At 43.5% G+C, this 26,297-nt stretch carries 28 protein-coding genes; 16 read left to right on the top strand and 12 right to left on the bottom strand.

Going from position 1 to position 26,297, the window contains the following annotated elements; translation table 11 throughout:
* Nucleotides 1-3 precede the first annotated feature (3 nt).
* Nucleotides 4-750 carry an FMN-binding protein gene (locus JKJ11_RS23060; protein ID WP_252039317.1) on the top strand — a complete coding sequence of 249 codons (747 nt, stop codon included), beginning with the start codon at nucleotides 4-6 and terminating at the stop codon, nucleotides 748-750.
* Nucleotides 751-804: 54 nt separating this feature from the next.
* Nucleotides 805-1,038 carry a PapB/FocB family fimbrial expression transcriptional regulator gene (locus JKJ11_RS23065; RefSeq protein ID WP_006069788.1) on the top strand — a complete coding sequence of 78 codons (234 nt, stop codon included), beginning with the start codon at nucleotides 805-807 and terminating at the stop codon, nucleotides 1,036-1,038.
* Nucleotides 1,039-1,296: 258 nt separating this feature from the next.
* On the opposite strand, the gene JKJ11_RS23070 is transcribed toward JKJ11_RS23065, so the two are convergent.
* The 3 genes from JKJ11_RS23070 to rbsK form a co-directional block, all read right to left on the bottom strand.
* Nucleotides 1,297-2,310, bottom strand: coding sequence for an aldose 1-epimerase family protein (locus JKJ11_RS23070; protein WP_252039319.1), 1,014 nt, complete (start codon nucleotides 2,308-2,310; stop codon nucleotides 1,297-1,299).
* A gap of 50 nt (nucleotides 2,311-2,360) precedes the next feature.
* Nucleotides 2,361-3,689, bottom strand: a complete 1,329-nt coding sequence (gene fucP / locus JKJ11_RS23075) for an L-fucose:H+ symporter permease (protein ID WP_252039320.1) — start codon at nucleotides 3,687-3,689, stop codon at nucleotides 2,361-2,363.
* Between the two features lie 83 nt (nucleotides 3,690-3,772).
* The gene (gene rbsK / locus JKJ11_RS23080) at nucleotides 3,773-4,702 is read right to left on the bottom strand and encodes a ribokinase (RefSeq protein WP_252039322.1); all 930 of its coding nucleotides are present in this window, start codon (nucleotides 4,700-4,702) and stop codon (nucleotides 3,773-3,775) included.
* A 215-nt stretch (nucleotides 4,703-4,917) separates the two neighbouring features.
* On the opposite strand from rbsK, the gene deoC reads away from it, so the two are divergent.
* On the top strand, nucleotides 4,918-5,577 hold the full coding sequence (gene deoC, locus JKJ11_RS23085; protein ID WP_252039324.1) for a deoxyribose-phosphate aldolase: 660 nt from the start codon (nucleotides 4,918-4,920) through the stop codon (nucleotides 5,575-5,577).
* Between the two features lie 43 nt (nucleotides 5,578-5,620).
* The gene (locus JKJ11_RS23090; RefSeq protein ID WP_242456582.1) at nucleotides 5,621-6,457 is read left to right on the top strand and encodes a DeoR family transcriptional regulator; all 837 of its coding nucleotides are present in this window, start codon (nucleotides 5,621-5,623) and stop codon (nucleotides 6,455-6,457) included.
* Between the two features lie 60 nt (nucleotides 6,458-6,517).
* Here JKJ11_RS23090 and JKJ11_RS23095 read toward each other — a convergent pair whose 3' ends face one another.
* Together JKJ11_RS23095 and JKJ11_RS23100 are read right to left on the bottom strand one after the other, a co-directional pair.
* Complete coding sequence (locus JKJ11_RS23095) at nucleotides 6,518-7,378, bottom strand: lipase secretion chaperone (protein WP_252039327.1); 861 nt, start codon at nucleotides 7,376-7,378, stop codon at nucleotides 6,518-6,520.
* 3 nt (nucleotides 7,379-7,381) lie between these two features.
* Nucleotides 7,382-8,314, bottom strand: a complete 933-nt coding sequence (locus JKJ11_RS23100) for an esterase/lipase family protein (RefSeq protein ID WP_124941576.1) — start codon at nucleotides 8,312-8,314, stop codon at nucleotides 7,382-7,384.
* A 310-nt stretch (nucleotides 8,315-8,624) separates the two neighbouring features.
* Here JKJ11_RS23100 and JKJ11_RS23105 point away from each other — a divergent pair, with 310 nt between their 5' ends.
* Complete coding sequence (locus tag JKJ11_RS23105; RefSeq protein ID WP_239921627.1) at nucleotides 8,625-9,953, top strand: sphingomyelin phosphodiesterase; 1,329 nt, start codon at nucleotides 8,625-8,627, stop codon at nucleotides 9,951-9,953.
* The gene (locus tag JKJ11_RS23110; RefSeq protein ID WP_252039329.1) at nucleotides 9,950-10,921 is read left to right on the top strand and encodes a chromosome partitioning protein ParA; all 972 of its coding nucleotides are present in this window, start codon (nucleotides 9,950-9,952) and stop codon (nucleotides 10,919-10,921) included. The genes JKJ11_RS23105 and JKJ11_RS23110 overlap by 4 nt, the downstream gene beginning before the upstream one ends.
* Before the next feature lie 60 nt (nucleotides 10,922-10,981).
* Here JKJ11_RS23110 and ahpF read toward each other — a convergent pair whose 3' ends face one another.
* A complete protein-coding gene (gene ahpF, locus JKJ11_RS23115) occupies nucleotides 10,982-12,574 on the bottom strand; it encodes an alkyl hydroperoxide reductase subunit F (RefSeq protein WP_252039331.1) in 1,593 nt (530 codons plus the stop codon).
* A gap of 210 nt (nucleotides 12,575-12,784) precedes the next feature.
* The gene (gene ahpC, locus JKJ11_RS23120) at nucleotides 12,785-13,342 is read right to left on the bottom strand and encodes an alkyl hydroperoxide reductase subunit C (RefSeq protein ID WP_503061021.1); all 558 of its coding nucleotides are present in this window, start codon (nucleotides 13,340-13,342) and stop codon (nucleotides 12,785-12,787) included.
* Between the two features lie 274 nt (nucleotides 13,343-13,616).
* Here ahpC (JKJ11_RS23120) and JKJ11_RS23125 point away from each other — a divergent pair, with 274 nt between their 5' ends.
* Nucleotides 13,617-14,111 (top strand): YcxB family protein, encoded by a 495-nt coding sequence (locus JKJ11_RS23125; RefSeq protein ID WP_198559296.1) that lies wholly within the window; start codon nucleotides 13,617-13,619, stop codon nucleotides 14,109-14,111.
* 216 nt (nucleotides 14,112-14,327) lie between these two features.
* On the opposite strand, the gene JKJ11_RS23130 is transcribed toward JKJ11_RS23125, so the two are convergent.
* Both JKJ11_RS23130 and JKJ11_RS23135 read right to left on the bottom strand, forming a co-directional pair.
* Nucleotides 14,328-15,530: an alpha/beta hydrolase gene (locus tag JKJ11_RS23130; protein WP_124941580.1), complete on the bottom strand. Its 1,203-nt coding sequence runs from the start codon at nucleotides 15,528-15,530 to the stop codon at nucleotides 14,328-14,330.
* 188 nt (nucleotides 15,531-15,718) lie between these two features.
* Nucleotides 15,719-16,594 carry a LysR family transcriptional regulator gene (locus JKJ11_RS23135; protein WP_006069779.1) on the bottom strand — a complete coding sequence of 292 codons (876 nt, stop codon included), beginning with the start codon at nucleotides 16,592-16,594 and terminating at the stop codon, nucleotides 15,719-15,721.
* Between the two features lie 112 nt (nucleotides 16,595-16,706).
* On the opposite strand from JKJ11_RS23135, the gene eamB reads away from it, so the two are divergent.
* The 3 genes from eamB (at nucleotide 16,707) to JKJ11_RS23150 (ending at nucleotide 18,558) form a co-directional block, all read left to right on the top strand.
* Complete coding sequence (gene eamB, locus JKJ11_RS23140; RefSeq protein ID WP_006069778.1) at nucleotides 16,707-17,291, top strand: cysteine/O-acetylserine transporter; 585 nt, start codon at nucleotides 16,707-16,709, stop codon at nucleotides 17,289-17,291.
* Nucleotides 17,292-17,418: 127 nt separating this feature from the next.
* A complete protein-coding gene (locus JKJ11_RS23145; protein WP_252039333.1) occupies nucleotides 17,419-17,763 on the top strand; it encodes an antibiotic biosynthesis monooxygenase family protein in 345 nt (114 codons plus the stop codon).
* A gap of 87 nt (nucleotides 17,764-17,850) precedes the next feature.
* Complete coding sequence (locus JKJ11_RS23150; protein WP_252039335.1) at nucleotides 17,851-18,558, top strand: ArsR/SmtB family transcription factor; 708 nt, start codon at nucleotides 17,851-17,853, stop codon at nucleotides 18,556-18,558.
* Between the two features lie 114 nt (nucleotides 18,559-18,672).
* On the opposite strand, the gene ahpC (JKJ11_RS23155) is transcribed toward JKJ11_RS23150, so the two are convergent.
* The gene (ahpC, locus tag JKJ11_RS23155; RefSeq protein ID WP_006069782.1) at nucleotides 18,673-19,230 is read right to left on the bottom strand and encodes an alkyl hydroperoxide reductase subunit C; all 558 of its coding nucleotides are present in this window, start codon (nucleotides 19,228-19,230) and stop codon (nucleotides 18,673-18,675) included.
* A 251-nt stretch (nucleotides 19,231-19,481) separates the two neighbouring features.
* Here ahpC (JKJ11_RS23155) and JKJ11_RS23160 point away from each other — a divergent pair, with 251 nt between their 5' ends.
* Complete coding sequence (locus JKJ11_RS23160) at nucleotides 19,482-19,913, top strand: GNAT family N-acetyltransferase (protein ID WP_006069774.1); 432 nt, start codon at nucleotides 19,482-19,484, stop codon at nucleotides 19,911-19,913.
* Between the two features lie 143 nt (nucleotides 19,914-20,056).
* Here JKJ11_RS23160 and JKJ11_RS23165 read toward each other — a convergent pair whose 3' ends face one another.
* Nucleotides 20,057-21,439 carry a sensor histidine kinase gene (locus tag JKJ11_RS23165; RefSeq protein ID WP_252039337.1) on the bottom strand — a complete coding sequence of 461 codons (1,383 nt, stop codon included), beginning with the start codon at nucleotides 21,437-21,439 and terminating at the stop codon, nucleotides 20,057-20,059.
* On the bottom strand, nucleotides 21,423-22,097 hold the full coding sequence (locus JKJ11_RS23170; RefSeq protein WP_006069772.1) for a response regulator transcription factor: 675 nt from the start codon (nucleotides 22,095-22,097) through the stop codon (nucleotides 21,423-21,425). The genes JKJ11_RS23165 and JKJ11_RS23170 overlap by 17 nt, the downstream gene beginning before the upstream one ends.
* 164 nt (nucleotides 22,098-22,261) lie before the next feature.
* On the opposite strand from JKJ11_RS23170, the gene JKJ11_RS23175 reads away from it, so the two are divergent.
* The 5 genes from JKJ11_RS23175 (at nucleotide 22,262) to JKJ11_RS23195 (ending at nucleotide 26,222) form a co-directional block, all read left to right on the top strand.
* On the top strand, nucleotides 22,262-22,759 hold the full coding sequence (locus JKJ11_RS23175; RefSeq protein WP_031495903.1) for a GlcG/HbpS family heme-binding protein: 498 nt from the start codon (nucleotides 22,262-22,264) through the stop codon (nucleotides 22,757-22,759).
* A gap of 161 nt (nucleotides 22,760-22,920) precedes the next feature.
* Entirely contained in the window at nucleotides 22,921-23,925 is a 1,005-nt protein-coding gene (gene msrP / locus JKJ11_RS23180; RefSeq protein WP_252039338.1) for a protein-methionine-sulfoxide reductase catalytic subunit MsrP, read from the top strand.
* Nucleotides 23,922-24,539: a protein-methionine-sulfoxide reductase heme-binding subunit MsrQ gene (gene msrQ / locus JKJ11_RS23185; protein ID WP_096443552.1), complete on the top strand. Its 618-nt coding sequence runs from the start codon at nucleotides 23,922-23,924 to the stop codon at nucleotides 24,537-24,539. Before msrP ends, msrQ begins: the two co-directional genes overlap by 4 nt.
* 63 nt (nucleotides 24,540-24,602) lie before the next feature.
* The gene (locus JKJ11_RS23190; RefSeq protein WP_006069768.1) at nucleotides 24,603-25,166 is read left to right on the top strand and encodes an HdeD family acid-resistance protein; all 564 of its coding nucleotides are present in this window, start codon (nucleotides 24,603-24,605) and stop codon (nucleotides 25,164-25,166) included.
* A 117-nt stretch (nucleotides 25,167-25,283) separates the two neighbouring features.
* Entirely contained in the window at nucleotides 25,284-26,222 is a 939-nt protein-coding gene (locus JKJ11_RS23195) for a LysR family transcriptional regulator (protein WP_051868089.1), read from the top strand.
* Nucleotides 26,223-26,297 lie beyond the last annotated feature (75 nt).

Consider the following 26,297-nt stretch of genomic DNA (forward strand, 5'->3'; position numbering starts at 1 on the left):
ACCATGCGTTTTGTCACTACACTTGTTATCACTGCCAGCGCAACCCTTCTTGTTGCCTGTACAGAACCTGACCTAAAAAAGCAGCCACCTAAGCCAACCGAACTCGACCAACGCCTTACTTTGTTGGAATCTGCTGGACTAATGCAAAAACGGTTACCCGTCTCGACACTCATCGACAAGTATGTTGATGTGAAAACCGTTGACCTCAATAGTGGCGAATTTCAACCGTCGAAGTTCGATGTCGACGAGTCACTAACCCATTATCCACTCTCAGCCACTAACGCGACTTCCTTATCGGCTAAGGATGATATAGCGGGCATAAAAATGCGCGAAAATGCGCTGCCTGTTTATTTTATCCATGACGAAAACGGGGTCACTTATCGTCTTGTTATGCCTATTCGGGCTCAAGGGAAATTCGGGCTGATTTACGGATACTTAGGTCTAAATAGTCGTGACTTTAGTATTGCGGGGCTTAAGTTCTACAAGCACCAAGAGAGTAAAGGTCTTGGCGCGGAAATAACCGACAACCCAGATTGGTCAACACGTTTCGCTAATAAACTGATTTTTAAAGACAATAAACCATCAATAACCCTAAGCCAAAAACATAGCCTTTCTCAAGATCCCTATAGAGTAGATGGTATTAGCGGAGCCTCTTACACCAGTAAAGGCGTAGAGCACGCCATTAACTTTTGGACTGGAGACCTTGGATTTGGCAAATTTCTTAGAAAGTTCAGGGCCCAAACGCAATAGCACTAAGGGGGAACGAAGAGTTAGGCTTCCCCTTCCTTCCAGTTGGAGAAAATTATGGCTTTAGAGCGTGGAAAAGTAACGGAAGAACAGTTAAGCCTGTTACTTAAACTTACGAAGATCAGTTCAAGAAAAGTCATCACAGCGTTAGAAATGTATCTGGTCGAGGGTTTAACCCAAAAAGAAGCAACCAGCCGAGTAGGGATAAATCAAAGTTTTCTGAGTATCCGCCTAAATACGCTACGCAGCGTTGATAGAGTGGTCGAACAGTTACAAGAGCATTATTCTTGACCAAATCTACGAGTGAGATGCGGCTGAGGGAAAAACCCAAAGAAATACATTATCGGAGCGCTGAACGAAAGAGGGAATTTTGCCTCCCCTTGCCAAAACTGTGCGCTTTAGGTTGATAACACAAAGCTGTATACAAAACCGCACCGACTCATGAGGGTAGAACGAGACAGGTTCATGGAGCGTAATTAGTGTTCGACGATATTTCGAGGATTTATTTTGGTGCTTTACGACTAAAGCACCAAGGACCGAATAAGCTTCTTATTCAACAATGCCCGTTGTCACCGTAAACGCTCTTACTTCCTTTGGTTGCAATCGAATAAGCGTATCGTTCTTTTCAGCCGCTAAGTAACCTTCTGGTCGACAAGTTGCAGGAAGGACATAGGCTCCGACTTTTTGGTCGCCATTGTACAATATCCAACGTGTCGCATAGTTAAATTCAGTGGTATCAAATCGAGTGACTAAAGTCTTACCATTGGAGATAGTCATCTGAAACTCAGCTTTATCGGTATACTGAGACAAGTCATCCATGAAATAGACAATTTCAGGGTCATACATGTCTGGTGTCGAAAGCTGTTGAATTGGTGTCGATTGCGCTTTGAGTACATCATTAAACTCGAGCCATTGCGGTGTTGGCTTAACGTGCCCGGGAATCGATTCTCGCAGCTTAACCGCTTTGTCTGGAATGTTTTGTGTCATCATCGCTTCTGGGAAATACGCCGTGTTCATGTGGCACATGTATTGAAGTGGCATCGGGACCGAAGCTAAGTTCTGCACTTTCATTTTGATCTCAAATACTGATGCGTCTTTTCCGATAGAAACTGACGGCGTCGCTATGTAATGGTCTCCGAAGCCCATCACATACTCATATTCACCCTTTAAAGTAACCTGATATTCATCCACTTCTATCCACGCCCTGTCCATGCTGGCACACGGCATTTCACCGTGCAGAGGATGGTCATCATCAGCACTTGGACAGCCGTTGCGAATCAAACCGGAATGGAACGCAAAACAACCGTATGTAGCGACAATCTCATTGCTTGGTTTGGGCTCAGAGAACATGTTCTCCATACAAAGATTTTCACCTAGAAATTTCGCATCCCAGATCATTTGTCCCATGTAAGGTAAGATAGTCAAATATCCTTTAGCATTTTCAATCTTTAGTCCTTCAACCCCAGAGTTATATTTGAATGCTGATACTTTAAAATTCTCAGATTGAATTAATATTGCATCTTGTTGATTAAATTGTGTTTTATTTAGTGGGATGATATACATAACTTTTCTCCGAAACAGAAAAGCCACTTATACAGTGGCTTTTTGCGACATTAATTTGTTTGTTCAGCTAATTGAGGTTGTTTTTCGTTAAGATTCTTATTTTTCATTTCACCTAAGAAATAATAACCAACGTATCCAAAACAGATAAAGTTGACCAAAAACGATAACTGCATACCAATAGCATCAGCAACCAAACCTTGAATGGCAGGTACTACTGCTGCGCCTACAATAGCCATAACAATGACCGCACCCGCCGTTTCAGTGTATTCGTTATCTACCGTATCTAACGTTCCAGCGTAGATAGTCGCCCAACAAGGACCGAACAAAACACTCACACCAACCGCTACGTAAACGGCACTAAAGTCATGAACTAGTGAGACATAAGCTAGGAACGCCATGCCAATTATTGAATAGGCAATAAGAACCTTCTCTGCCGAAAACTTAGTCATCAATATATTGGCAATAAATTTGCCGATAAAGAAACAAACAAATGAATACACCATATAATTCGACGCTGCACGCTCATTAATATCCGCCATCTCAAGAGCTAGGCGTATGGTGAACGACCACACTGCAACTTGCATACCGACATATAAGAATTGTGCAATGATCCCTTTTTTGAAGCGCTTGTTTGTCGATAAGTACTTAAGTGTTTTACCAATGGAAGGTGCTTTTTTACCACTTTGTTGGGCAACTTTACATTTAGGGTATTGAGTGAACATAAACAAAGCTAATACACCAATAAGGATAAAAATGATGTACTTATAAGGTTTCAAAGTATGTTCTAGCATCTCCAAGCGGAACGCATGAATCTGATCTGGAGACATCGCCGCCATTTGTGATTCTAAACTCGCGCCTTCTTGGAAAATAAGATATTTACCAAGCAAGATACCTGCAATCGCACCTACTGGATAGAAAGTTTGGCTAATGTTTAGACGTAAGGTTGCGTGGGATTTTGGACCCAACATTGAAGAGTAGGTATTCGCCGCTGTTTCAAGAAAAGACAGTCCTACCGCAATCGCAAAGATTGCCGCTAAGAACATCGTATAAGTTGCCATGTGAGAAGCAGGGAAGAATGCCGCACAGCCAAAAATATACAGCGATAAGCCAATCATGATCGCTACTTTATATGACGATTTTTTAATAACTAAAGAAGCAGGGATCGCAATTAAAAAATAACCACCATAAAAAGCACTTTGAACTAAGGCACTTGCAAAATTAGATAATTCAAAAACAGATTTAAATTGAGTAATTAGAATATCGTTTAATGCAGCGGCACACCCCCATAAAGGAAAAAGGCAAGATAATAGTATAAATTGAAACACTGGTGTTTTATCCAAATAGCCATCAGAGCCTTGGATAGTATTATTTTTTATCATTGTAGGGTTCCTTAAAGAACAAGTTATCTTTGGCTCATTATTTCTAATGAGCCAGTTTTAATTGTTAGTTCAGACCATTAGTATTATTTAGTATGTTTTGTTTCAAACTCTTCAAATTGTTCAATGCTCGGATAGGAAAACTGTGTTCCTTTTTCCGTCACGCTGAATGCAGCAAATAGTGAAGCTTTTTCCAAGGACTTCTGTACATCACCAGTTTGCATAAAGTAGTGAGAGAAGCAGCCAATGAAGGCATCACCCGCACCACTGGTGTCCACTGCGTTCACTTTAGTTGGTTCAATAAATACGTCTTTACCATCTTTGCTTAGCCAAAGAGCCCCTTTCGACCCCATGGTAACGATGATGTTGTTTAAACCTTTATTTAGAAGAATAGTGGCAGCTTCTTTAATCTGCTCAACCGTTTCAACAGGCTTGTTCACCAAAATTTCGAGTTCAGTTTCGTTAGGAACAAAGAAGTCGCAGCGACAAGCATAGTCAATGTCAAGCTCAGGTACCGCAGGGGCAGGATTTAGCAACACCGGAATATTGTGTTTGTTGCCAAATTCAATAGCAGCATAGACAGTTTCAAGCGGTACTTCTAACTGAAGCACTATCAAACTGCACTCCACCAAGGTACTTTCCGCTTTATCAATGTCAGCTGGTTTCAAAAACTCATTTGCCCCTTTAATAATTAAGATGGAGTTCTGCGAGGTAGAACTTACGAAAATTGGTGCCACACCACTTGAAGTCTGAGGTACTTTGCTCACATATTGAGTATTAATGCCGTAAGATTGAAAGTTTCGAATCGTATTGTCGGCAAACATGTCATCACCAACTTTACTCACCATCACAACATCTGCGCCCATTTTAGCGGCGGCTACGGCTTGGTTAGCACCTTTGCCACCACATCCCATTTTAAATGACGGTGCTTCTAACGTTTCGCCTTCTTTCGGCATACGATCGGTGTATGAAATGAGATCGACCATATTGGAGCCGATAACTGCGATTGTTTTCATTTTTTATTTCCTCACTCATGTTATGAAACTAACATTAATCGATCTCAATGACTCTTTACTGAGATCAAGATCACTTTGATGATGTTAATATCGATTAAATTATGAGAAAACCCGTACCAAATCACACTTTAGAGTTAACATGATAACATTGTAACTTTGAAATGTTATTAAAGTAACATACACTCAATTCCATGATTAACGCATAAGGTAACAACATGAATCACTACATTGACCACACACTACTCCTCGCTAATGCTACAACACGCCAAATCAACACCCTATGTGATGAAGCCCACGAGCATCAGTTCTTCTCTGTTTGTATTAATCCTGACTTTGTTGAGCATTGTGCTCAGCGCTTAAAAACATCAAATGTTAAGATCTGCACAGTTATCGGTTTTCCTCTGGGTGCAAACACCACTGAAGTAAAAGTGTTTGAAACTCAAAATGCGATTTCTTTGGGTGCTGACGAAATTGACATGGTTGTCAACATAAGCAATGTCTTAGACGAAAAGTGGGATGTCGTAGAAAAAGAGATTACGGCTATCAAAGAAGCGTGTGGAGCGACATTGCTCAAAGTCATCTTCGAAACCTGCTTGCTGACCAACGAACAAATTGTTGAACTGTGTAACATTAGTAAACGTGCAGGTGCTGATTTTGTGAAAACATCAACAGGTTTCTCAACAGGTGGCGCAACTGTCGAGCATATTAAGTTAATGCGTGATACTGTTGGCAACCAAATGGGAGTAAAAGCATCTGGCGGCGTTCGCACTAGGGAAACTGCACAAGAAATGATTGACGCAGGTGCGTCTCGAATCGGTGCTAGTGCTAGTGTGAGCATTGTCATGGGTGAAGCTCCAACGACTAATGGTTACTAAGAGCAAGAAGCCTTCGGCTGTAAAAGGCCGAAAATGGAGAAACATGGTTACAAAGCAGTTAGAAAGACTTCGACGAATTGAAGCATGCCTAAAACATAGCGACAAAATTCATCTGAAAGAAATCGCCCGTCTTTTAGAAGTGTCAGAAATGACGGTTCGTCGTGATTTAAGCTCCAACGCTGCTCATTCTTTCCCTCTTGAGTACTACGGCGGATATATCCGCCGTGGTCACCCGATTGTGCATGATGAGGTAGGCGAAGAGCTTGAACAACCGTCTGCTGAACCAACCTCAGTCGTTACTCCAATTAAGCAAACACATTCCGTGACCGCTTTCCCTCCAGTCAAAGTAAACAACTATATCTCGGCTATCGTCTCTGATTTTATCGAGATGAATGATGTGGTTTATTTCGACAATGGTGTGCTCAACGCTGACATTATTGGTTCTATCCCCGATTATGTGAAATTTACCGGTGTTACTGCTTCAATGAATGTCTTTTTGGCATTAAAGAGCAAGCCTAACTGCAAGGCTATCTTGCAAGGCGGCGATTATAATGCTGTACACGATATCTTCATTTCCACTTCTAATGATGTGTTAACGCCAATGATATTTCAGAAAGTGTTTATTTCATCCGCAGGTGTTCACGATAGGTTTGGCGTTACAGCATCGGATGTGTTGGTAGCAAATATTGCTAACCTCGTTATGGAGAGAAGCATGAAAAAGTATCTGATAGTAGAGAAGAAAACCATCAATCAAACTGCTACATATAAAATCGGTGACTTGTTGGATTTCCACTATTTGATCTCTGATGATGCCTTACCCCATAAGCTCGATGCGGCTTGCAATGAAGCACGTCTACAAGTTTTGATACCAAATAACTGATTAAGTATTGAGGCTTAGTATTCAATACTAAGCCTTTTATCTAAGGGGATATTTCTCTCCTCACTCAGTCCCCTCCTGCCTATCATGAATCCGCTCTAACGCCTCAATCCTTCGCCACTGATTCTTATCAAACAGCGGTTCTCTAAGGTCGTTAATAGCCTGAACTTTTTCTGCATCATTAAATGATGCGTTATTCAATATGTCGGCTCTCGCTACTAGATAAGAGTCGAACTGCTGGTCAAAATCAGCACGTTTTTGGTCGAGCGTCATTAACCTTTCTGCGGCTTCACTACCCACCAGTGCCTCTCGAGCTATGTACTGACTTTGCGTATCCATAGCATTGGTATCATTGAGAGCCGTCAACACAGTGGCATTGCGAAAGCTGTTTTGCAGCTCTGGTGGCAGTTGGCTAAGTTCATTCTCCCAACGTTGTTGATACTCCTCTGGGGTTTGTGCTGACTCTTTAATAGCTTTTTTAGTCAGGGCGAGTTCACGCAGTAGATTCTCTTCACCAAATAAACGCTCTTGCTCATCCGCAGTGAAAAATTCACTTTGCATTAGTAGGATTTGCTGGTGCAGACCTTGAAAATCTGTAGCTTCGCCACCGTTTCGTTTAAGCGCAGCTAGTGTAGCTTTGTATCGCATATATTTTTCGAACAACTCTGGCTCAAGCTGTTCAGAGCCATCCCGTTGCTGACTGTAGTGTTCAAACCGCTGCTCTATCGTATCGGTATCGTTGTCGACAAGCCCCGAGATAAAATACTCGAAGGTATCACGCTCTGATGCGTTATCGATTTGAGTATCAAGCTGGGAGCTCACTTTGACCGAGTCATGATCATCCGCGTCGAACACAGAGAGCAATCCTGCCGCTATCACCACCAATAAGGCCATCACTGCACTTGTTTTGGGGAACCTGTTCATGCTCTAAAGTCCTTGTTGCTGCAGACGGTTAGCATGCTGCCGATACAAGGTCTTAGGATCCGTTTCAAACAGATGGTGGATACCGAGTAGACCATTGATTTCATCTAGGTGGTTCATCTTGTAATCATCACGGATGACTCGACCTAAATGAGTACTGCACCTTCCTACTAATCCATCATTAGGTTCATCAAACGTTAAACCTAGGATAAACATTGCGGGATCAGCCGGGTCTAACACATTAGTGTAAGTCGAAGTCCCGGTCCATGAGTAGTAGTACACACCATTTGCAGCTTGCCATTCACCATCACCACAAGACGACTTTGGCACGCCTTCTGGATAATGCTCATTAAAGGCCAACGACCCTTCTGTGGTGAGCGCCTGCAATGAGCTCAAACCATCTTGTGGTAAGTCACTACCTCCAGATAACACACCAATGATCGTCGTAAGTGCACTAGCCAGTTCAACAGCGATTGCCTCAGACACTGAGTCTTCCGGAACGGTATTTCGCACTATATCCGCGACTTTCGACCCTTTATTCACGCCTCCAATACTGGTAACTGAAGCAACCATTTGCGGTGCAACTGATGCAACATATCTAGCCGTCGGCGCACCATGGCTATGACCTATTAGATTTACTTTGTCGGCACCCGTGATCGCCAAGACATTTTCCACTTGCGCTAGAAGCTGTTCACCCCGTACTTCCGAACTGTTGGTCGCCGATATTTGGGCAACATAAACCTTTGCTCCGCTTTTGCTCAATGTTTGAGGGATACCATAGAAATAATCGAACCCTGCTAGTGAATCAAAACCAAATAAGCCATGAACCAATACGATTGGGTATTTGGTTTCGGTATACCCTTTGCTCGACCAAAAACTTATCGCCTGTGCATTCCATGCGATTACGCTACATAAAATGAATGTGAAGAACGCTTTCATTTAACACCTCCTTGTCAGACCTCCGATGAGTAATTGAGCGTAGATTGCACAATTCTAGCCCGCCAAGTTAGTGTTACAAAATTGTGAAGTTATGCCGAAAAATATGCTGTAGATACACCAAAAGCGACACCCAAGATGATAAGAATTGGAGAAATAGCGTGGTTTATTCTAGCGAATCACACCAATCTTGAATCAGGATCACAATTAAATAACAAAATGAGCAAGTTTTATTTGCTTAATTCAAATTTAACGCTTGAGTAACATTTATCAATCAGAATCATTACTCTAACTCAAACCATGGATAAATAAGATGAAGTTTTCACAGTGGAATCTTTTACTCAGTGGCTTAATCGCCTTGCCAGCCTTGGCAGACACTGATGTGTACCTAACCAATAACTCAGATCAGCCGCTAACAATCCAGATCAGTCATGAAGGCACTGATTTACTGGAAGAGGGAGAGGAATGGCAGCAACATGTTCAAGTTCTAGCCCCTTGGGAAACAAAGTCGATACTGAGCTTTAATCGTTGGGAAGGTGTGAAATCAAATCAGACTTATCGCTTCGAAACCATAGTCTCGAATCCTCAAGGTGAAAGCGTATCGCTTAATCAAGTGATGGAGGGTCACTGGTACAATTCAACCATAGAGTATGGAATGTCCGCTGCCGATGTCGACTTAACCTTAAAAGATGATCGAAATATTCATCGCCAAAACACAAACTCATTTGGCAGTCTCAATACAGAATTGGCGTTCAAATCAGCCAAGACCGCACGCTACGATGACTTGTACTACACCATTACCCCTACTCATGTTGATGAAGAGGTCGATAACGACGAACAAAACTTAAAGCTAATGACCTATAACATCTGGGCACTTCCCGCTATCGCCTCTCATATTGGAGACCGATATGAGCTAATTCCAGAATATGTGAAGGGTTATGACGTACTTGCGCTACAAGAAGTGTTTGCTAGTGGACGCGACGCATTCTTAAGAGAGCTTGCCAAAGAATACCCTTATCAAACGAAAATGTTGGATAAGGAAGGGATCAATATTTACGACGGGGGCGTCATCATTGTTAGTCGCTACCCCATCGTTAATGAAGCTCAGTACGTATTTCCAGATTGCTCCGGAACCGATTGTTTTGCCGATAAAGGAGTAAACTACGCAGAAGTCATTAAAGGTGGTCAGGCTTATCATGTATTTGCAACACATACCGCATCATTTGATACCGACACCGCTCGTGATTATCGTCAGCGCCAGTTCAAACAAATACGTGCATTAGCCCAGTCTCTCGATATCCCAGCAAATGAAGCGGTAATCTACAGTGGTGACTTTAATGTCAACAAACTCAAGTTCCCAGATGATTATCAACAAATGATGACAAACCTAAACGTCTCTGAACCGCAATATTCTGGCTATACCGCATCAACATTCGACCCTCGGATCAATGATTTCGCCGGTGGGGCACTGTCAGGTGGTGCTAATGTTGAATATCTCGATTACGTCATGGTCAGCAATGAATATGGTACAAAATCGTATAACGACAACCGAGTTGATGTGCCTCGCACAACGGATGAGAGTCTATGGAAACACTATAATCTCTCGGATCACTTTCCCGTTACGGCTGTTATAAAGCCATGAACAAATTCACGCTAATCATTGTGTCCGCCATCTTGGTGGGCACGGTTTGGTGGTCATTCGACAACAACCATCCACAAGTCAAACAAGCTACGGCATCCGTTGACATTACCTCAACGATTTCAAAAACAACGACAGCCGACATTCTAGTACCTGTAGAACAAACATCGTTTACACCATCCATAAATAAACAAGGCGAATCCGACATTCAAGCGACCGCAGCAGCTTTCAATAAGGCGAGAGGTCGCGATTTAATCGCTGACATCGAGTCGTTTTGGCGTCAATGTAACTTAGCTGATAACTGCGATGTGTTACTAGATAATCTGGCTCTATTTCTCACACCAGAACGGTTTTATCTTATTGAAAACTATCAACAACTGAACAACCAATGGCAACAAACGCTCGGCAATTTATTGTTTGATGAACAAATATCATTAGCTGCACGTATCGAACAATTAAAAGCAGAGGCGAGAAGAGTCTGGGGTCAACTGGCTGACGTCATGTTTGAAGATGAATTTGCGCTGTATGATTTTACCATTCAGAGTAAGCATTTGGAGGTGGAAGCTCCAGAGTACATTTCGGCAGAGGATTATATTCAGAATTTTGAAGACCTGATGCAGGCATGGCAGGAAAGAGCAGAATCATTAGGACTGGTGAGCAACCAAGCTAAGTTTGAACAGGCTGTTGCTCTTGTACCTGAAAATCTCAGTGAATCAGAGCGTGAAGCTTTGATTAGCGAGCTAGAACACCATTTCCTGACCCCCCAACAGAGTGCAGAGATCGCAACTCGGCAGCAGCAGGTCACTCAACAACAAGCCGTCGTCAGTAACTACCAGAGTGAACTACAGCGCCTAGAAGCTTCCCTTGAACAACAAAGAGTGACGCAATTTTCGGGGTTATCACAGGATGAGTGGCAACACTACTATGCCCGGCAAGTTGCTGATTTTCGTCGGGCGTTTTTTTCTCAGTAACAAAACGAAAAAGCGCTGCTCTCAGTTGAGAACAGCGCTATGAAAATAGGTTATTTAACCTTAAGCCGTTTCAGCTTGCTTCACAGGAGCTGGATTACGAATCAAGAAATCAAACGCTCCCAAACTAGCTTTTGCCCCTTCACCCATTGCGATGATGATTTGCTTGTATGGAACAGTGGTGACATCACCTGCCGCAAAGACTCCCTTCATGCTGGTTGCACCATGAGCGTCTACTTCAATTTCTCCGCGAGGTGACAACTCAACTTTTGTCCCTTTCAACCATTCACTATTAGGAACTAGGCCGATTTGTACGAAGATGCCAGCAAGTTCAATATGCTTGATTTCGTCCGTATTGCGATCTTTGTACTCAAGACCAGTAACACGCGTACCATCACCCAGAACTTCTGTGGTTTGTGCCATCGTGATGATGTCTATATTCGCCATGCTATTCGCTTTGTCGATAAGCACTTGGTCAGCGCGAAGTGTATCAGCAAACTCCAGAACCGTTACGTGCTCCACAATACCCGCAAGATCAATGGCTGCTTCAATACCAGAGTTACCACCACCGATAACCGCGGTACGTTTACCTTTAAATAGTGGGCCATCGCAGTGAGGGCAGTACGCCACACCTTTGTTACGATATTCTTGTTCACCCGGTACGTTCATTTCACGCCAGCGAGCACCAGTACTTGTGATCACAGAGCGAGCTTTTAGTACTGCGCCGCTTTCTAGTACTACGTGGGTGTAACCGTCATCGGTATCTTCTGAATCGATGATGTTTGCAGCACGCTGCTCAGTGATGACTTCAACGCCGTACTCTTTAACGTGCTCTTCAAGGCTTGCCACCAGCTTAGGACCTGTGGTCGCTTTCACTGAAATAAAGTTCTCGATTGCCATGGTGTCCATCACCTGACCACCGAAACGGTCAGCAACCACACCAGTGCGAATACCTTTACGAGCTGCATAGATAGCCGCAGAAGAGCCCGCTGGGCCGCCGCCCACGACAAGGACATCAAACGGTGCTGTTTCATTTAACTGATTAGCTTTTTTCTCCGCTGCACCTGTGTCGACTTTGTTTAGGATTTCATTCAGTGACATACGACCTTGGCCGAACAGTTCACCATTAATGAACACGCTTGGTACTGCCATGATGTCACGCTGCTTCACTTCATCTTGGAACGCTGCACCGTCTATCATAGTGACGTTTACCAGCGGGTTAATTGCCGCCATCATGTTGAAGGCTTGAACTACCTCTGGACAGTTCTGGCATGATAGAGAGATAAAAATCTCGACATCTAGCGGTGAGTTCAGCTCTGCGATTTGCTCAATGGTTTCCGCTTCTAGCTTGATTGGGTGGCCACCTGTGTGCAGTAGCGCTAGCACAAGTGACGTAAATTCGTGACCCATTGGCAGACCGGCAAAACCAATAGCGGTGCCCTTCTCTGGGTTAACAACACGCATGACTGGCTTGCGAGGGCTTGCAGCATCATCGCGAATTACATCGATTTTGCTGCTTAATGATGCGATGTCATCGGCGAGCGACTCGATCTTGCTCGCAGTATCACTGTCATCAAGGCTGAGAACTAATTGAACTTGGGTTTTTACGTTTTCTAAATACGCTTTTAGCTGCTGCTTCATTGCTTGATCTAACATACTGATACCTATTCTATAAGACTGCTTAACATCAGAAGGAATTAAAAAGGGAAAAATAAAAGGGGACCCTTTTGATGTTTGGTTATTCACTAAAATGATGGTTTAAGGGTGCACGCCCCCACTATTACCTGCCAATGGTAGAAGCAATAAAAGTGACGACGGGGCGTGCAACACGGACTCGATATTCCGCTGAGCTAGTGTGTGATTAGCTTAGATTTTGCCAACTAGGTCTAGAGACGGTGCTAGTGTTTCTTCACCTTCTTTCCATTTCGCTGGGCAAACTTCACCTGGGTTAGCCGCTACGTATTGTGCTGCTTTCACTTTACGCATTAGGTCTTCTGCGTCACGGCCGATACCTTCTGCAGTGATTTCCATTGCTTGGATAACGCCTTCTGGATCAACTAGGAAAGTCGCGCGGTCTGCTAGACCTTGACCTTCGCGCATCACACCGAAGTTATTAGTGATAGTGCCCGTTTGGTCTCCGACCATGTAGTAATTAATTTTACCGATAGTGTCTGAGCTGTCGTGCCATGCTTTGTGAGTGAAATGGGTATCTGTTGATACTGAGTAAACTTCTACGCCGCGCTCTTGGAGCTCTGCGTAATGGTCAGCAAGATCACCAAGCTCAGTTGGGCATACGAATGTAAAATCTGCTGGATAGAAGAAAAATACTGCCCACTTACCTTTTACATTTTGCTCTGTAATTTCTACGAATTCGCCCTGTTTGAATGCAGTTGCTGAAAATGGCTTGATAGTTGTGTTGATCATAGTTATTACTCTCTCAAAGTGTTCGTGTTGTTTGTTTTGGCACTGTCCTGCGCCGATGTATGTATATTGCAATGAGAGCGTGTTTTTGAAAATTCGTCCTTTCCTATCTATTTGATAGGGGTTTCCTATCAAAACACTTTCTTGAGTAAAAAGTAGGTAGAGACGAAGAGGGGCAAAAACAATTAAAACAACACACCGTAAAGCTATACAATACTCTCGCTGCACGGTCGTAGCATGAAATACTCACTCACAGAAAAGTCCAAAGTAACTGCCTATGTCTAAAGATTATGATTTCACTACAGAATACACGCTCGACAAGACCTTTTTTGCGGAATGCTTTGATCAAACTAGCCACCCCGCTACATTTCCAAAAGCTTATTATAAAGGGATGCTCTTTCTTATTTTTGGTGTAGTACTCGTAAAATTTGAGCTGCTTCCAAGTGGTTATGTGGGTTGGTTCTTTATTGTCTTGAGTATTATTGAAGCTTTAAGTGTTTATTTTAAAAGAACTTGGTGGTTGTGGAGGCAAACACTCAGTACGAGTTCTGGCGGTAAAGTACTTCTTAAAATTAACTCTGACGGTATGAGTTATAAAAGCGGCAAGAACACCCGAAACATCACTTGGAATGATATTGATCAGCTTGAACAAAGCGATTTGGGTTTTATCCTTCATATAGGCAAACAACGCCAATACGTCAGTAAATCTTGCTTAAATGATGAAGTGATTGACTTTATGATCGAGCAACACTCAGAATCAAAAATGAACTAGCATCGATGTACATAGGATAGGTGCGATGAAATGGAAATGAACAGGGGCGTCATTTCCAATCAGTTAAGCATGTTAGGACAGGCAGTCATTTAGTTAAAGTGGCCGCATCGTATCACTGAGAGTTTGGATGACGGCAACTTTAGAGCAATAGAACTGAGGCACTATGTCGTCTCAACAAAGCTGTAATCTCAACAAAGCTGCCTAAGTTTAGTTATCTTACATGTACCTGAGGAAAAAGTTAGTAATCGCCAACTCAGCTTCTGCTCCATCCGGGCAATGGCCTGAGTTACCGAAGTATGCCACTTCACCTCTTGTTGAAAGCCCTGCTGTATACCTCATTTCTTCCGGCGGGTTCACCATGTCATCTTTGGTATTAATCGCCAATACAGGAACATCGGTTTCATTAGATTTAAAGCCTTTAGTCATAAGTGCTAATGGAATCGTCCATTGTCCGTAAGAATTAAGGTCACTAACGTCTTTGACACCAATTCGATAACCGTAAGACATCGATGACATGAGAGGGGCATGGTGAAATACCTGCGTATCTGTCAGTACGTCAGTCACTACTGCACAGCGAGCAACACCCGCTTTGAGTTGTGGAGTGTTTAGGATGAATGTCATCAATGGAACGCCACCACCCGATGAACTCAGCGCTCCGACATTGTTGCTATCCAGCCTTGAATCAGATTTAACGTACGCTAATGCCGCTTGGTGAGCCTGATCTTCTTTACCCAGCTCAATAATGATGTTGTTGTTCAAGCCGCCACCGGGAATATCAAAAGTCAGCACAGCAAAACCTTGCCTCAAAAGGGTATCAATTGCATCACGGTGTTCAGTCAGAATTTTATCGACTCCACCTGTGTAAAGGATAACGCCGGGCTTCTCGGCACCTTTTGGGATATGTAATAAACCCGTGATCGAACCTCTAGTCGTAAGCGGCATCTCCACGCGCTCTACATCAATAGTAGGGCTCAATGCTTCTGCTTTAAGATACATATCAACCGATCGCTCGATGGCTTCGTGTTCGTGCTCTGTCATGTGGTTTGGGTATGAAGCAATTAAGTACATCATGGATGCCTTACGATACGACTCATAATCACTCGCTGAGTTTGCATAATCATCAGCAGCTTGAGCGAATTCATATGTCCAGTGACCCGCTTCATTTGTGTTGATGAAATCGCGCAGCGGTTCACCCGAATCAATTTTAACCAACGTATCTCGTATGTCTTGCTCGGGTACAACGTGAGTCCAATTTTCCATTCTTAGCTCTCGAAACCATTGTGATTGGTCCACCTCAAGAGCTTGTTCTCCTCGGAATTTCTTATGTGCGTCAATGTTGTTTGAAGTAGTTGCAAAAGCCAGTGTCGACAATGTCGTTAGGCCTAGTAATACGCTTAGGGAGAGATGTTTCTTTTTCATACCATACTCTTTTCATGTCAGTGGATTAATTCAATACATGTAGAGTATTCCTATGGATGTCGAAAAAACGTCGATATTTGACCCTCACTTCGAGCAGTATGTGGAGATTGCTCTAGATATCACCGCTTGCGCTTGTATTTGTCGATGACAAGGAATTTCAAACACTATTGGTGTTAAACAAAATATCGTTAGTATTCGTTGCGCATGCAGTCGATAAAGACTTCCATCGCTGGCGTCACACACTTGCCAGCATGGTAACCACAGAGTGGGGTGATCATTTGCGGTGTCTCGGTTAGCACCAACTCTTGAAGGGTGCCTTCTCGGAGTTCTTGTTCGACAGTAAAGCGAGGCAGGTATGAGATACCAATATTACTTTCAACGCAGTTTTTGATGGTATTGATGCTGCTCAACTCGATCATGTTGTCGATGCTAATGTTACGCTCTTGGATAATGCTTTCAAAGGTTCGGCGGAAAAGGCATGTCGGCCCATTACTGATAAACCCAGATTCGATATGCCGGCCACACTGTAATAAATCCAACTGTTTTAAAAGCGGTGAAGCGACAAGCACTAATGGTTCTTTCGTAAATTCATGGACTTTAAGCGCATCGTCATTACCCACACGATAAAATACTCCTAAATCCGCTTTATCGGCAATTAACTCATCTCGAATCTGATAGCAATTCTGCGACTGCAACGAGAGTCTGACTTTCGGTGCTTTAATTCTAAATTCTCGTAGAACATTGGCCATTTTATAGGCCAGCTGTGTTTCTGCGACCAAGACTTTCAACTCGCCTGTTGGCTCCGAGCCCTGTTTTTGCGCCATCCCCTCTATATTTTCCATTACTCGTATAAGTTCGTAGACGTAAGGTAGGATGTTCTCTCCTGCCTGAGTTAGCACCATCTTACGCCCGATTTTTTCAAACAACCGCAAGGAGAGGTCTTGCTCTAATTGTTTGATTTGAAAGGTTATCGTTGACTGCGTGCAATATAATTTCTGCGAGGCTTTAAGAAATGATCCTTCCTCAACAATGGTTTTAAACGTGAGAAATCGCTTTAGATTCATGACAAATCTCCCAAGTAAATAGTTTCATTAATTCGAACTCTTGATTTAAATATATTCAATTTTTAAAACAATAAAGAGCAAGTATAGTTCAGCAAAAACAGGAGAGATAGAGATGAGTTCCATCTATAGCGCATTTTTCACCTACGTCATCATTACTTCGATCACGCCAGGTCCTAACAACATTCTGTCGCTCAGTGTTGCAACGCAACACGGGCTAACGCGAGCTCTAAAAGTTATTTTCGGAATGTTCTGTGGTTACATCGTCTTAATGCTGTTTTGCAGCGTTTTTTCATACCACATGATCACTCTTTTGCCAGTAGTTACACCTTGGCTAACTTGGGTTGGGGCGGCCTACATCGTATGGTTGGCTTGGGGAATCGCCACGAGTGATTTAAAAACCGCTTCAGAGAGTTCGGGGGGAATTACAGCATTAACTGGGTTTGGTTTGCAGTTCGCCAACGTGAAAATCATGTTATATGGAATTACATCGATCTCTACTTTCGTGCTCCCTTACACACAAAATCTCTACTGGATTTTGGCAACCAGTTTCTTGTTAGCGTTAATCGCACTAGTCAGTAACTTAATATGGGCTATAGCAGGCAAGCTACTTCAATCTCAGTTCCAGAAATATGGTAAAGCCACCAATATTACTTTAGCGACAACACTGCTTTATTGCGCAACACAGTTGTTTGTTTAAAGAGGCGTTGAAACCAGAAGATAGAATAGGCAGTTGTGATGATCACATTTCGACACCCAACGAAGTATCCGTAAATTTGGTCGTTACAATAAACGCACCAATCCAATCAGATTAACGAGAATAAACCATGATTGCTGTGATCTTCGAAGTTCAAATTGCCAAAGGCCAGTCTGACGAATACTTAGATATTGCTAATAATCTAAAACCATTACTATCTGAAATGAAAGGGTTTATTTCAGTTGAACGCTTTCAAAGCCTAACCAATGAAGGAAAAGTCCTTTCTTTGTCATTTTGGAAAGATGAAGGGTCTATTCAAGAGTGGCGTGCTTTAGAATCCCACCGATTTGCGCAATCCGAAGGACGTAACACCATATTTGAAAACTATCGACTAAGAGTGGCAGGTGTCATCAGAGACTATGGCATGAATCAACGCGCCGAAGCACCTGTAGATAGCGTTCACACTCATGGATAACGCGATATTTGGTCTTAAACATTTGATAGTAATTCTTAGTCACTATACAGTGACCGTCTAGGTCAGAACAGCGTGGGTAACCCATACGTGAGTAAACAAAATCCGCTTTTTAGTGAACCTAAAGTCCACAGCCAAGAGGCCAACATGGCAGCATTAGCTGCTGCCATGTCTGATGTCTCAAGGATGAAGATTCTATGTGCTCTTATGGACGGGCGAGCTTGGACTGCGACAGAGTTAAGTGCCGTCGCTGACATTTCCCCATCTACAACCAGCTCACATCTAGCTCGTCTGATGAAAGCCAATGTTGTCACTTGTTTATCCCAAGGTCGACACCGGTACTTTCGCCTTTATAGCAATGGCATTGCTTCATTACTGGAAAGCATGATGAATATTACTTTTCAACCCAACAACCCTGCGCGTTCGAAAATCCCAAAAGAGCTCTTGAAAGCAAGAACCTGTTATGACCATTTAGCCGGAGACATAGCAGTAAGATTCTACAACTACCTAATATCAAACAATTGGCTCGAAAGTGATGGAAGCGACCTAACCCTACAAGGTAAAGAAAAGTTTCTGAAACTTGGTATTACCGTCGATGCCAAAACTAAGCGGAAAAAATGTTGTCCATGTTTAGACTGGAGTGAGAGGACATTTCATCTAGGCGGCTACTTAGGTGCCTCTGTCCTTAAATTTTTAGAAAACAATGACTGGATTGAAAGAGTTCCCGGATACAGAGAGGTGATAATTACACCTAAAGGCCGTCAGGAACTTAAACGGCATTTTTCCATCAGCACATAACTCTGCGCTGGTATTCATCATAAAAGCTAAATAAAAACATGCCCCAATTCGCTATGCGATATTGGGGCATGCAACACGGACCCGATATTCCGTTTAAGCTAATGCTTGTATGACTTAGATTTTGCCAACTAGGTCTAGAGATGGTGCTAGAGTCTCTTCACCTTCTTTCCATTTCGCTGGGCAAACTTCACCTGGGTTAGCCGCTACGTATTGCGCTGCTTTCACTTTACGCATTAGGTCTTCTGCGTCACGACCAATACCTTCTGCAGTGATTTCCATTGCTTGGATAACGCCTTCTGGGTCAACTAGGAAAGTCGCACGGTCTGCTAGACCTTGACCTTCACGCATCACACCGAAGTTATTAGTGATAGTACCCGTTTGATCGCCAACCATGTAGTAGTTGATTTTACCGATAGTATCTGAGCTGTCGTGCCATGCTTTGTGAGTGAAGTGAGTGTCTGTTGATACTGAGTAAACTTCTACACCGCGCTCTTGAAGCTCTGCGTAGTGGTCTGCAAGATCACCAAGCTCTGTTGGGCAAACGAAAGTAAAGTCTGCTGGGTAGAAGAAGAATACAGCCCACTTACCTTTCACGTCTTGCTCTGTGATTTCTACGAATTCGCCCTGTTTGAATGCAGTTGCTGAAAATGGCTTAATAGTCGTGTTGATCATAATTTTACTCTCTCAATATGGTCTTGTAATTCGGATTGGCGCTGTCCTGCGCTGATGGGTTTATATTGCAATGCGGGAGCATATTTGAGAATTCGTCCTTTCCTATCTATTCAATTGGTAAAATCTATCAAAGTGGCTTGGTGGTAAAACTTCGCTTAAAGCGGTGTGTTTAATAAGGAATTAACTGCTACAATCCCCGAGCGGCTGCACACTTCATCAGTCAATTAATCAATCTAATCAGAGAGAACTCTATGATTGTCGAAAATGTGCTTCCCAAAGATTACGCTGAACTGCTTGATGTTTGGGAAAATTCTGTCCGAGCGACTCATGACTTTATAACAGAACAAGATATTGAGTTTTTTAAACCCATCATTATCGAGCAAGCATTCCCTGCGGTAACATTGAAATGTGTTAAGAATACCAAAGGAGCAATTGTTGGTTTTGTTGGTGTTCATGAGAATAAGATCGAAATGTTGTTTGTCCTAGACCAACAGCGTGGACAAGGTACTGGCACAGTACTCTTGCGATACGCAATAGAAAAACTAGGAGCAAACAAAGTAGACGTTAATGAACAAAACCCTAGTGCTGTTGGCTTTTACCAACACATGGGCTTTAAGATCAGCTCTCGATCACCTCTTGATGAGACGGGAAAACCTTTCCCAATTCTGCATATGACGTTGTAATCATCTCGGTACGTAAAACCTTGTCCGTGATTGACAAAATGCCAGAAGAAATGCCCAAAGCTAATAACTTTGGGCATTTCCGTATTGGTTCTTATGATCTCGATCCCCACAGGGTTGCTTGCATATTACATGGTCAGGGAAAATCACAACAAAATCGTGAACGTACTACCTACACCACATTCTGATTTCACCATCAACTGTCCTTCAAGATTCTCCACCATAGCAAGTGCCAACGATAAGCCAAGACCATAACCTTCGATATTGCTTCGGCTACTATCCACTCGATAAAGCCGCTCAAAAATAAGATCTTGGTATTTGGGGTCAATGCCAATACCGGTGTCTTGAATACTTATCTTAGCCTTGATGTTCGAGCTTTGTTCAGCCTTAATCGTCACACGGCCACCGGGTTCGGTATACTTGATCGCATTGTCAACAAGGTTAACCAGTACTTGAGTCAGTTTATCCGGATCGGACTGGATAATAAGCCCATCGGCAACGTCACTGACTAACTGAATCTGTTTATCTTCCGCCACATCGTCGTACCAGCTTACTACCTTGGAAATCACTTCGGACACTTGAGTATCCACCTTTTGTGGCTGGCGCTTTCCGGTCACTTCATCGTTTAGTTTCATTAATGCGGTCAACATATTGCTGGCCTGCATGGCATGCTCTGCACAATCGGCCAAAGCATCACGCATTGCTTGCGGATCAGCGTTATTCAGCAGCGCACTTTGAGACGCGAGAGTAATTCGCGATAGCGGCGTACGTATATCGTGTGCGATAGCGTCTACCGTCGTGTTTAACGTGGTGGTGACATGCTGTAATTTGGCCACGGCAGAGTGAACACTAGAGCTAATAACCGTAAGTCCTTGGCCAATCTCTGGCTCTGGTTCTGCGAACTCTAGCTGTCCTTTTTTTAGCCTGTCTAACAGGTCTCCAAATGTCACTAACGGCGACATGGCACTTTGGATGATTTTACGAGTGAAAACAGTCGTCACTATCACCAATGCAATCAGTGCATAGAATGTCATTAACCATTGGTTGTATGCGATATAGTCTCTGGCACGATTGTCCAGAACCAACCAAAACTGCTGCTGCTCCCCTTTGATGCTTAAGGTCATATACGGATTGACAATAAAGGTATCAAACCAAGAACGACTCTCATCAATCTGATAGTCAGCAAAGGGCAGGTTAAGCACTACATTTTCATCACCCGCGACAAACGTTGGTCGAGACGAATTGTCTTGCGCCCAATAGGCAGCGATGTTGTTGTCGACCAGTCGGTGAGGGTTGGCTTCTAAAACATGGATTAAACGGTCACTCGAATCGTAGGTCAAAATACGCTGATACTCGGTCGACATGGACGTTAGAATCTTCTTTTCTGTTTGAAACAGATCGTAGAAAAATATCGCGCCTACAATTAGCTCCACCAGTAATAAACACAGCAGTAAGGTCGCCATAAAGCGCACCAAAAGATGTCGCTGCGTACCCGCAAGAGCTTGTTCAATACTATGACTTGAGGACATAACCGACACCTCTCAGTGTATGTATTAATGGTGTCGCGAAGCCTTTATCCACTTTGCTGCGCAATCGGCAAACTAACACATCCACAACGTTAGTTTGTGGGTCAAATTGATGCCCCCACACATGCTCAAGAATGGCAGTTTTCGACATGACGGTTTCTGGGTTTTCCAACAGTAACTTCATCAACATGAACTCACGTTGATTGATGGCGATATTTTGCTGTTCCCTTTGCAAAGTATGCTTCAGTAAATCCAAATTAAGAGGGCCATAATTCAGTTCTAATGCTTGAGGCGAAGGTGGCTTGCCCCGGCGCATCAAGGTTTGACACCGAGCGAGTAGTTCAGGAAAAGCAAATGGTTTAACTAAGTAATCATCCGCACCCGATTGCAGTCCTTGCACCCGCTCTTCTACAGAATGCTTGGCACTCAATATGATGACTGGGGTAGCATGTCCTTGTCCTCGCAGCTCCGCCAACACTTCAAAGCCGTCTTTTTTAGGTAGCATAATGTCGAGAATAATGACATCAAAGTCTGCGGTAACAGCTTCGTGCAATCCGTCTACACCATCTGTTGAATGCGTTACCGTGATTCCTTCTTGCTGGAAGCCATTCACTAGAAATTTCGCGATATGGCTATCGTCTTCGATCAGTAGAATTTTCATTAACGTCCATGTACCTCTTAACCTTGGTCTGAATATACTTTATCAATATCCTTTCTCGAATATAACCAAGATTACAACTTTGTAATGTTCTAGAAAGCCTGTCGCAATCCTCCGTTGGTTACTATGAACTCGTTGAATAAAAACACGCTATTAACGGAGTAAACATGAAAACGACAACACTGACTGTATTCGCTGCAACCCTTGGTTTTCTGAGCCTTTCTAACAACGCGCTGGCCTCAGATGCACAAACAGTATCAATCACTCAAATTTCATCAAAAGCGGCATTCGAACTGGCTCATGAAGCGGTAAATCAATGCGAAGCGGATGGCTATAAAGTCTCCGCGACTGTTGTCGACCTATCAGGGAATGTGATTGCTCAGCTTCGTTCTGATGATGCAGGGATCCACACACTGGATAGCTCACGTAAAAAAGCCTTCACAGTGGCGAGTATGAAACAACCGTCAGGTAACCTAATGAAGCTGATTGCCGACAAACCTATCATGCAACCGCTACAAAATATGGACGACAATCTGCTGTTCTTAGCAGGCGGTGTACCCGTTCAAGTTAACAGCGCAATGATTGGTGCGATCGGTGTTGGAGGCGCACCAGGAGGTCACCTGGATGTCGCATGTGCCGAAAAAGCCATTAAAAAGTTCTTCTAAAAAGAATCAGTTATAACCACAGCCTTTAGAACACGCATTTTGTTATGAATGCGTGTTTTTTTGATTTTTATGAAAGAGAATCGACATTGCTACGGTCTGCTCTAATCAACGTATCACCAATTTGCTGTTTACTAAAACGTGAATCACACTCGGGGAAGATTATGTGGATCAAAAAGAATCATCGCTGGGCTCTGTCTGAAAACGAAGCAACGCCAGAGTCTGTCTACAAAGAGCGTCGAGACATACTAAAGAAGCTCGGTATTGCTGTCGTCGGCATGCCTATCGCGGCTAATGCCCAAGCGGGCCTACTGGATATCTTTTCTTCCGATGAGAAACCCGTCACTGATAGTCGAATTGATCTCAAAGCCACTAAACCACAACAATACCAAGCCGACCTTTCGTTAACACCAGAAAGTAAGGTTCTGAAATACAATAACTTCTATGAGTTTGGTACTGATAAATCCGACCCTGCGAAGAACTCGTCGGAGTTTGTGGCAGACCCTTGGACCGTAGAAATCGACGGGCTGGTCAACAACCCAATGAAACTCGACTATGACGACATATTTAGTAAATTCACGTTAGAAGAACGCATCTATCGCCTTCGCTGCGTTGAAGCATGGTCAATGAACATTCCTTGGATTGGTTTTCCACTTGCAGACATCATTAAAATGGCCGACCCAAAAAGTAGTGCCAAATATGTTGCTTTTGAAACCCTCTACGACCCCAAACAGTTCCCGGCTCAAGGTTCATTTAGTAGCATTGAATACCCTTATGTAGAAGGACTTCGCCTTGATGAGGCCATGAACCCTCTAACTCTGATCTCGGTTGGTTTATATGGCAAAACACTCGCCCCACAAAATGGCGCCCCGCTTAGACTGGTTGTGCCATGGAAGTATGGATTTAAGAGCATCAAATCGATTGTTCGTATTCGTCTCACCGACCAAGAGCCACCAACAACGTGGAATCGTCTGGCTCCTAATGAGTATGGTTTTTACGCCAATGTGAATCCTAATGTCGACCACCCGCGTTGGAGTCAAGCCAGTGAGCGTTTCATCGGAGAAGGTAGTGTCCTCAGTACACGCAGGCAGCCAACCCTAATGTTCAACGGCTATGAAGAAGAAGTGGCGCATCTATACAAAAATATGGATCTGAGGAAGCTCTATTGAGAAAGCTAACGCCAAAAACGATCATCGCGCTAAAAGTCGTCATCCACGCTGTATCATTGGCATTTTTAGCACTGCTTGTCATTGCTATTAATACCGATAACTTAGGTGGCGATCCGGTACAAGGCATAATCCATTACACTGGTATTAGCGCGTTGAATACCTTGTTTATTACTCTGCTGGTTTCTCCTTTGGCAAAATGGACTAAACAAGGTTTGCTTCTTCGCGTAAGACGGCTATTAGGACTGTACAGCTTCTTTTGGGCAGTGCTCCATTTGGTCGCCTTCGCGACGCTAGACTTAGGATTGGATTGGAGCTTATTGGCCTCTGAGATCGTTAAACGTCCATATCTCACCGTCGGAGCGGCAGTGTGGGTGATTTTGTTGCTGCTAGCGGTTACATCCGCTCAAGCAATACAACGTAAAATGGGCGCAAGATGGCAGAAACTGCATAACTGGGTCTATTTAGCTGCTATCTTGGCACCGATTCACTTTTACTGGTCGGTAAAGTCAGAAGTGGCAGAACCTACTATCTACATCGTAATCGCTATAGGTCTACTTCTCGCCCGTTGGAAGACATTGAAACAACGAGTGTTTCGAAAAATGCTATCCAGTTGAGCGATTGATGATTCTTAGACTAAGCTGAATATGCAACCAAGGCATTAATCTAAGAGGCGCTCAATGGTAGATTCAAACCAATCCCCACAAGCTCAGTTCCTTTCAAAAGGATGGAAGTATTTTGTTACTGTAGGCATCGTCGTTTCCCTCGCGGGTATTGGGGCAATGGCGTTACCTGTATTTGCTGGTGTCACCATCTCAACCATTATCGGTGCCGTACTCTTGTTTAGTGGGCTTGTGCAGGCTTATCACACCTTTTCGATAAATGCGTGGGGACAAAAGCTGTGGTATGTCTTAAGCGCGGTACTCTACATAATCGGCGGTTTATTCATCTTATTTAAGCCACTTGCAGGCCTGGTCACCATTACTATGTTGATGGTGTTGGTGATGATATTAAACGGACTGACACGAATCTTCTTCGGGCTCGCCAACCGCAGCCTTCCAAGTAGTGGCCTCATCATTTTCAGCGGACTTCTGTCCGTCATCATAGGTGGTTACTTCTTCACGTTACTTGAAGACCCCGCTTTCTCCACTTCATTGCTGGGTACTTTCATTGGCATTTCTTTGCTAATTGAAGGAGTCAGTTTTGTCTTTTTAGGTATGAAGTTAAAACAGCTAAGCAACTAAAACTGGAAACGAGATTGCGAGAGGATTATAGCTTTACATGGTCTAGGTTAAGCTGGTCGAGTTACTTATGACATTGTAGTATTGAGTGAATACACATGACGCGGGATACCAGCCCAGATGGATGATAACCTATTAAGAAGGCTAGACTTTAATACACTAAAGCTGCTGAAAGTCCTTGGTGAAGAACGCAACACCAAACGCGCTGCCGACCGCATGTTTTTATCACAGCCTGCGGTCAGCAAGCAGCTTAAAAAGCTCAGGGAAGAGTTTGCCGATGAGCTGTTTATCCGCAAGCAGTATGGATTAGAACCCACACCCTATTGTTTGGAGCTGCTGGAAAAGCTGCCTGCTCTGTTCGAGCTATTGGAAGATCTATTCTCTCGAAATCAACAATTCAATCCAGCGTTGTATACCGGTGACATTAGCATCGCCATCAATACCACTCTATACAGACCAGTATCCAGGCGTCTGTATCACCACCTTCGTCCTTTGCTGCCTAACGCTACGCTCAAAATCATCAACTGGGGGCAAGATACCGAGCACGATCTTAAGCTTGCACGCCTTCATATTGGCATCAATTACTTACCTCTAGATATCTCCAAACAGGTGATACAGAAAAAACTGACTCATTGCTATTTCAAACTCATTTGTCGAGACGGGCATCCAGTCCTTGAAACACAAAGAACCACACAAGATATTGGACAATATCCACTCGCATTGCTTCAGCTTCCTGACTTCAATAAGAAAGAAAACTTAATTGAAACCAAACTGCGAGAAGTCGGAATTACGCCGCAAGTCGGGCTTAGAGCGGACCAACTCAGTATCTGCCTACATGTCGTTGCTCAAACCGATTCGATCTTGCCTTGTGTCGACATTTTTGATGCTGATTTACCGCAAGGGACTCAGTTCTTCTCAGCTCATAAAGAACACCAACTAGGCAGTGATATTGGTGCCTTGATTCCAAGCAAACTCTCCAATGCGCCATTGGTGAAATGGTTATATAGCGAAGTTCGCACCGTATTTGAACAGCAGGAAAAGACTGAGCAAGAGCATTAATACCACAAACCCCACTGCGAACTAGTTTCCGTAACTAGCTCATTTACAGTGGGGCAAAAAGTATCAGCGTGGTTG

Origin of the sequence: Vibrio sp. SCSIO 43133 (assembly GCF_023716845.1) — a bacterium.
Classification (GTDB): Bacteria; Pseudomonadota; Gammaproteobacteria; order Enterobacterales; family Vibrionaceae; genus Vibrio; species Vibrio mediterranei.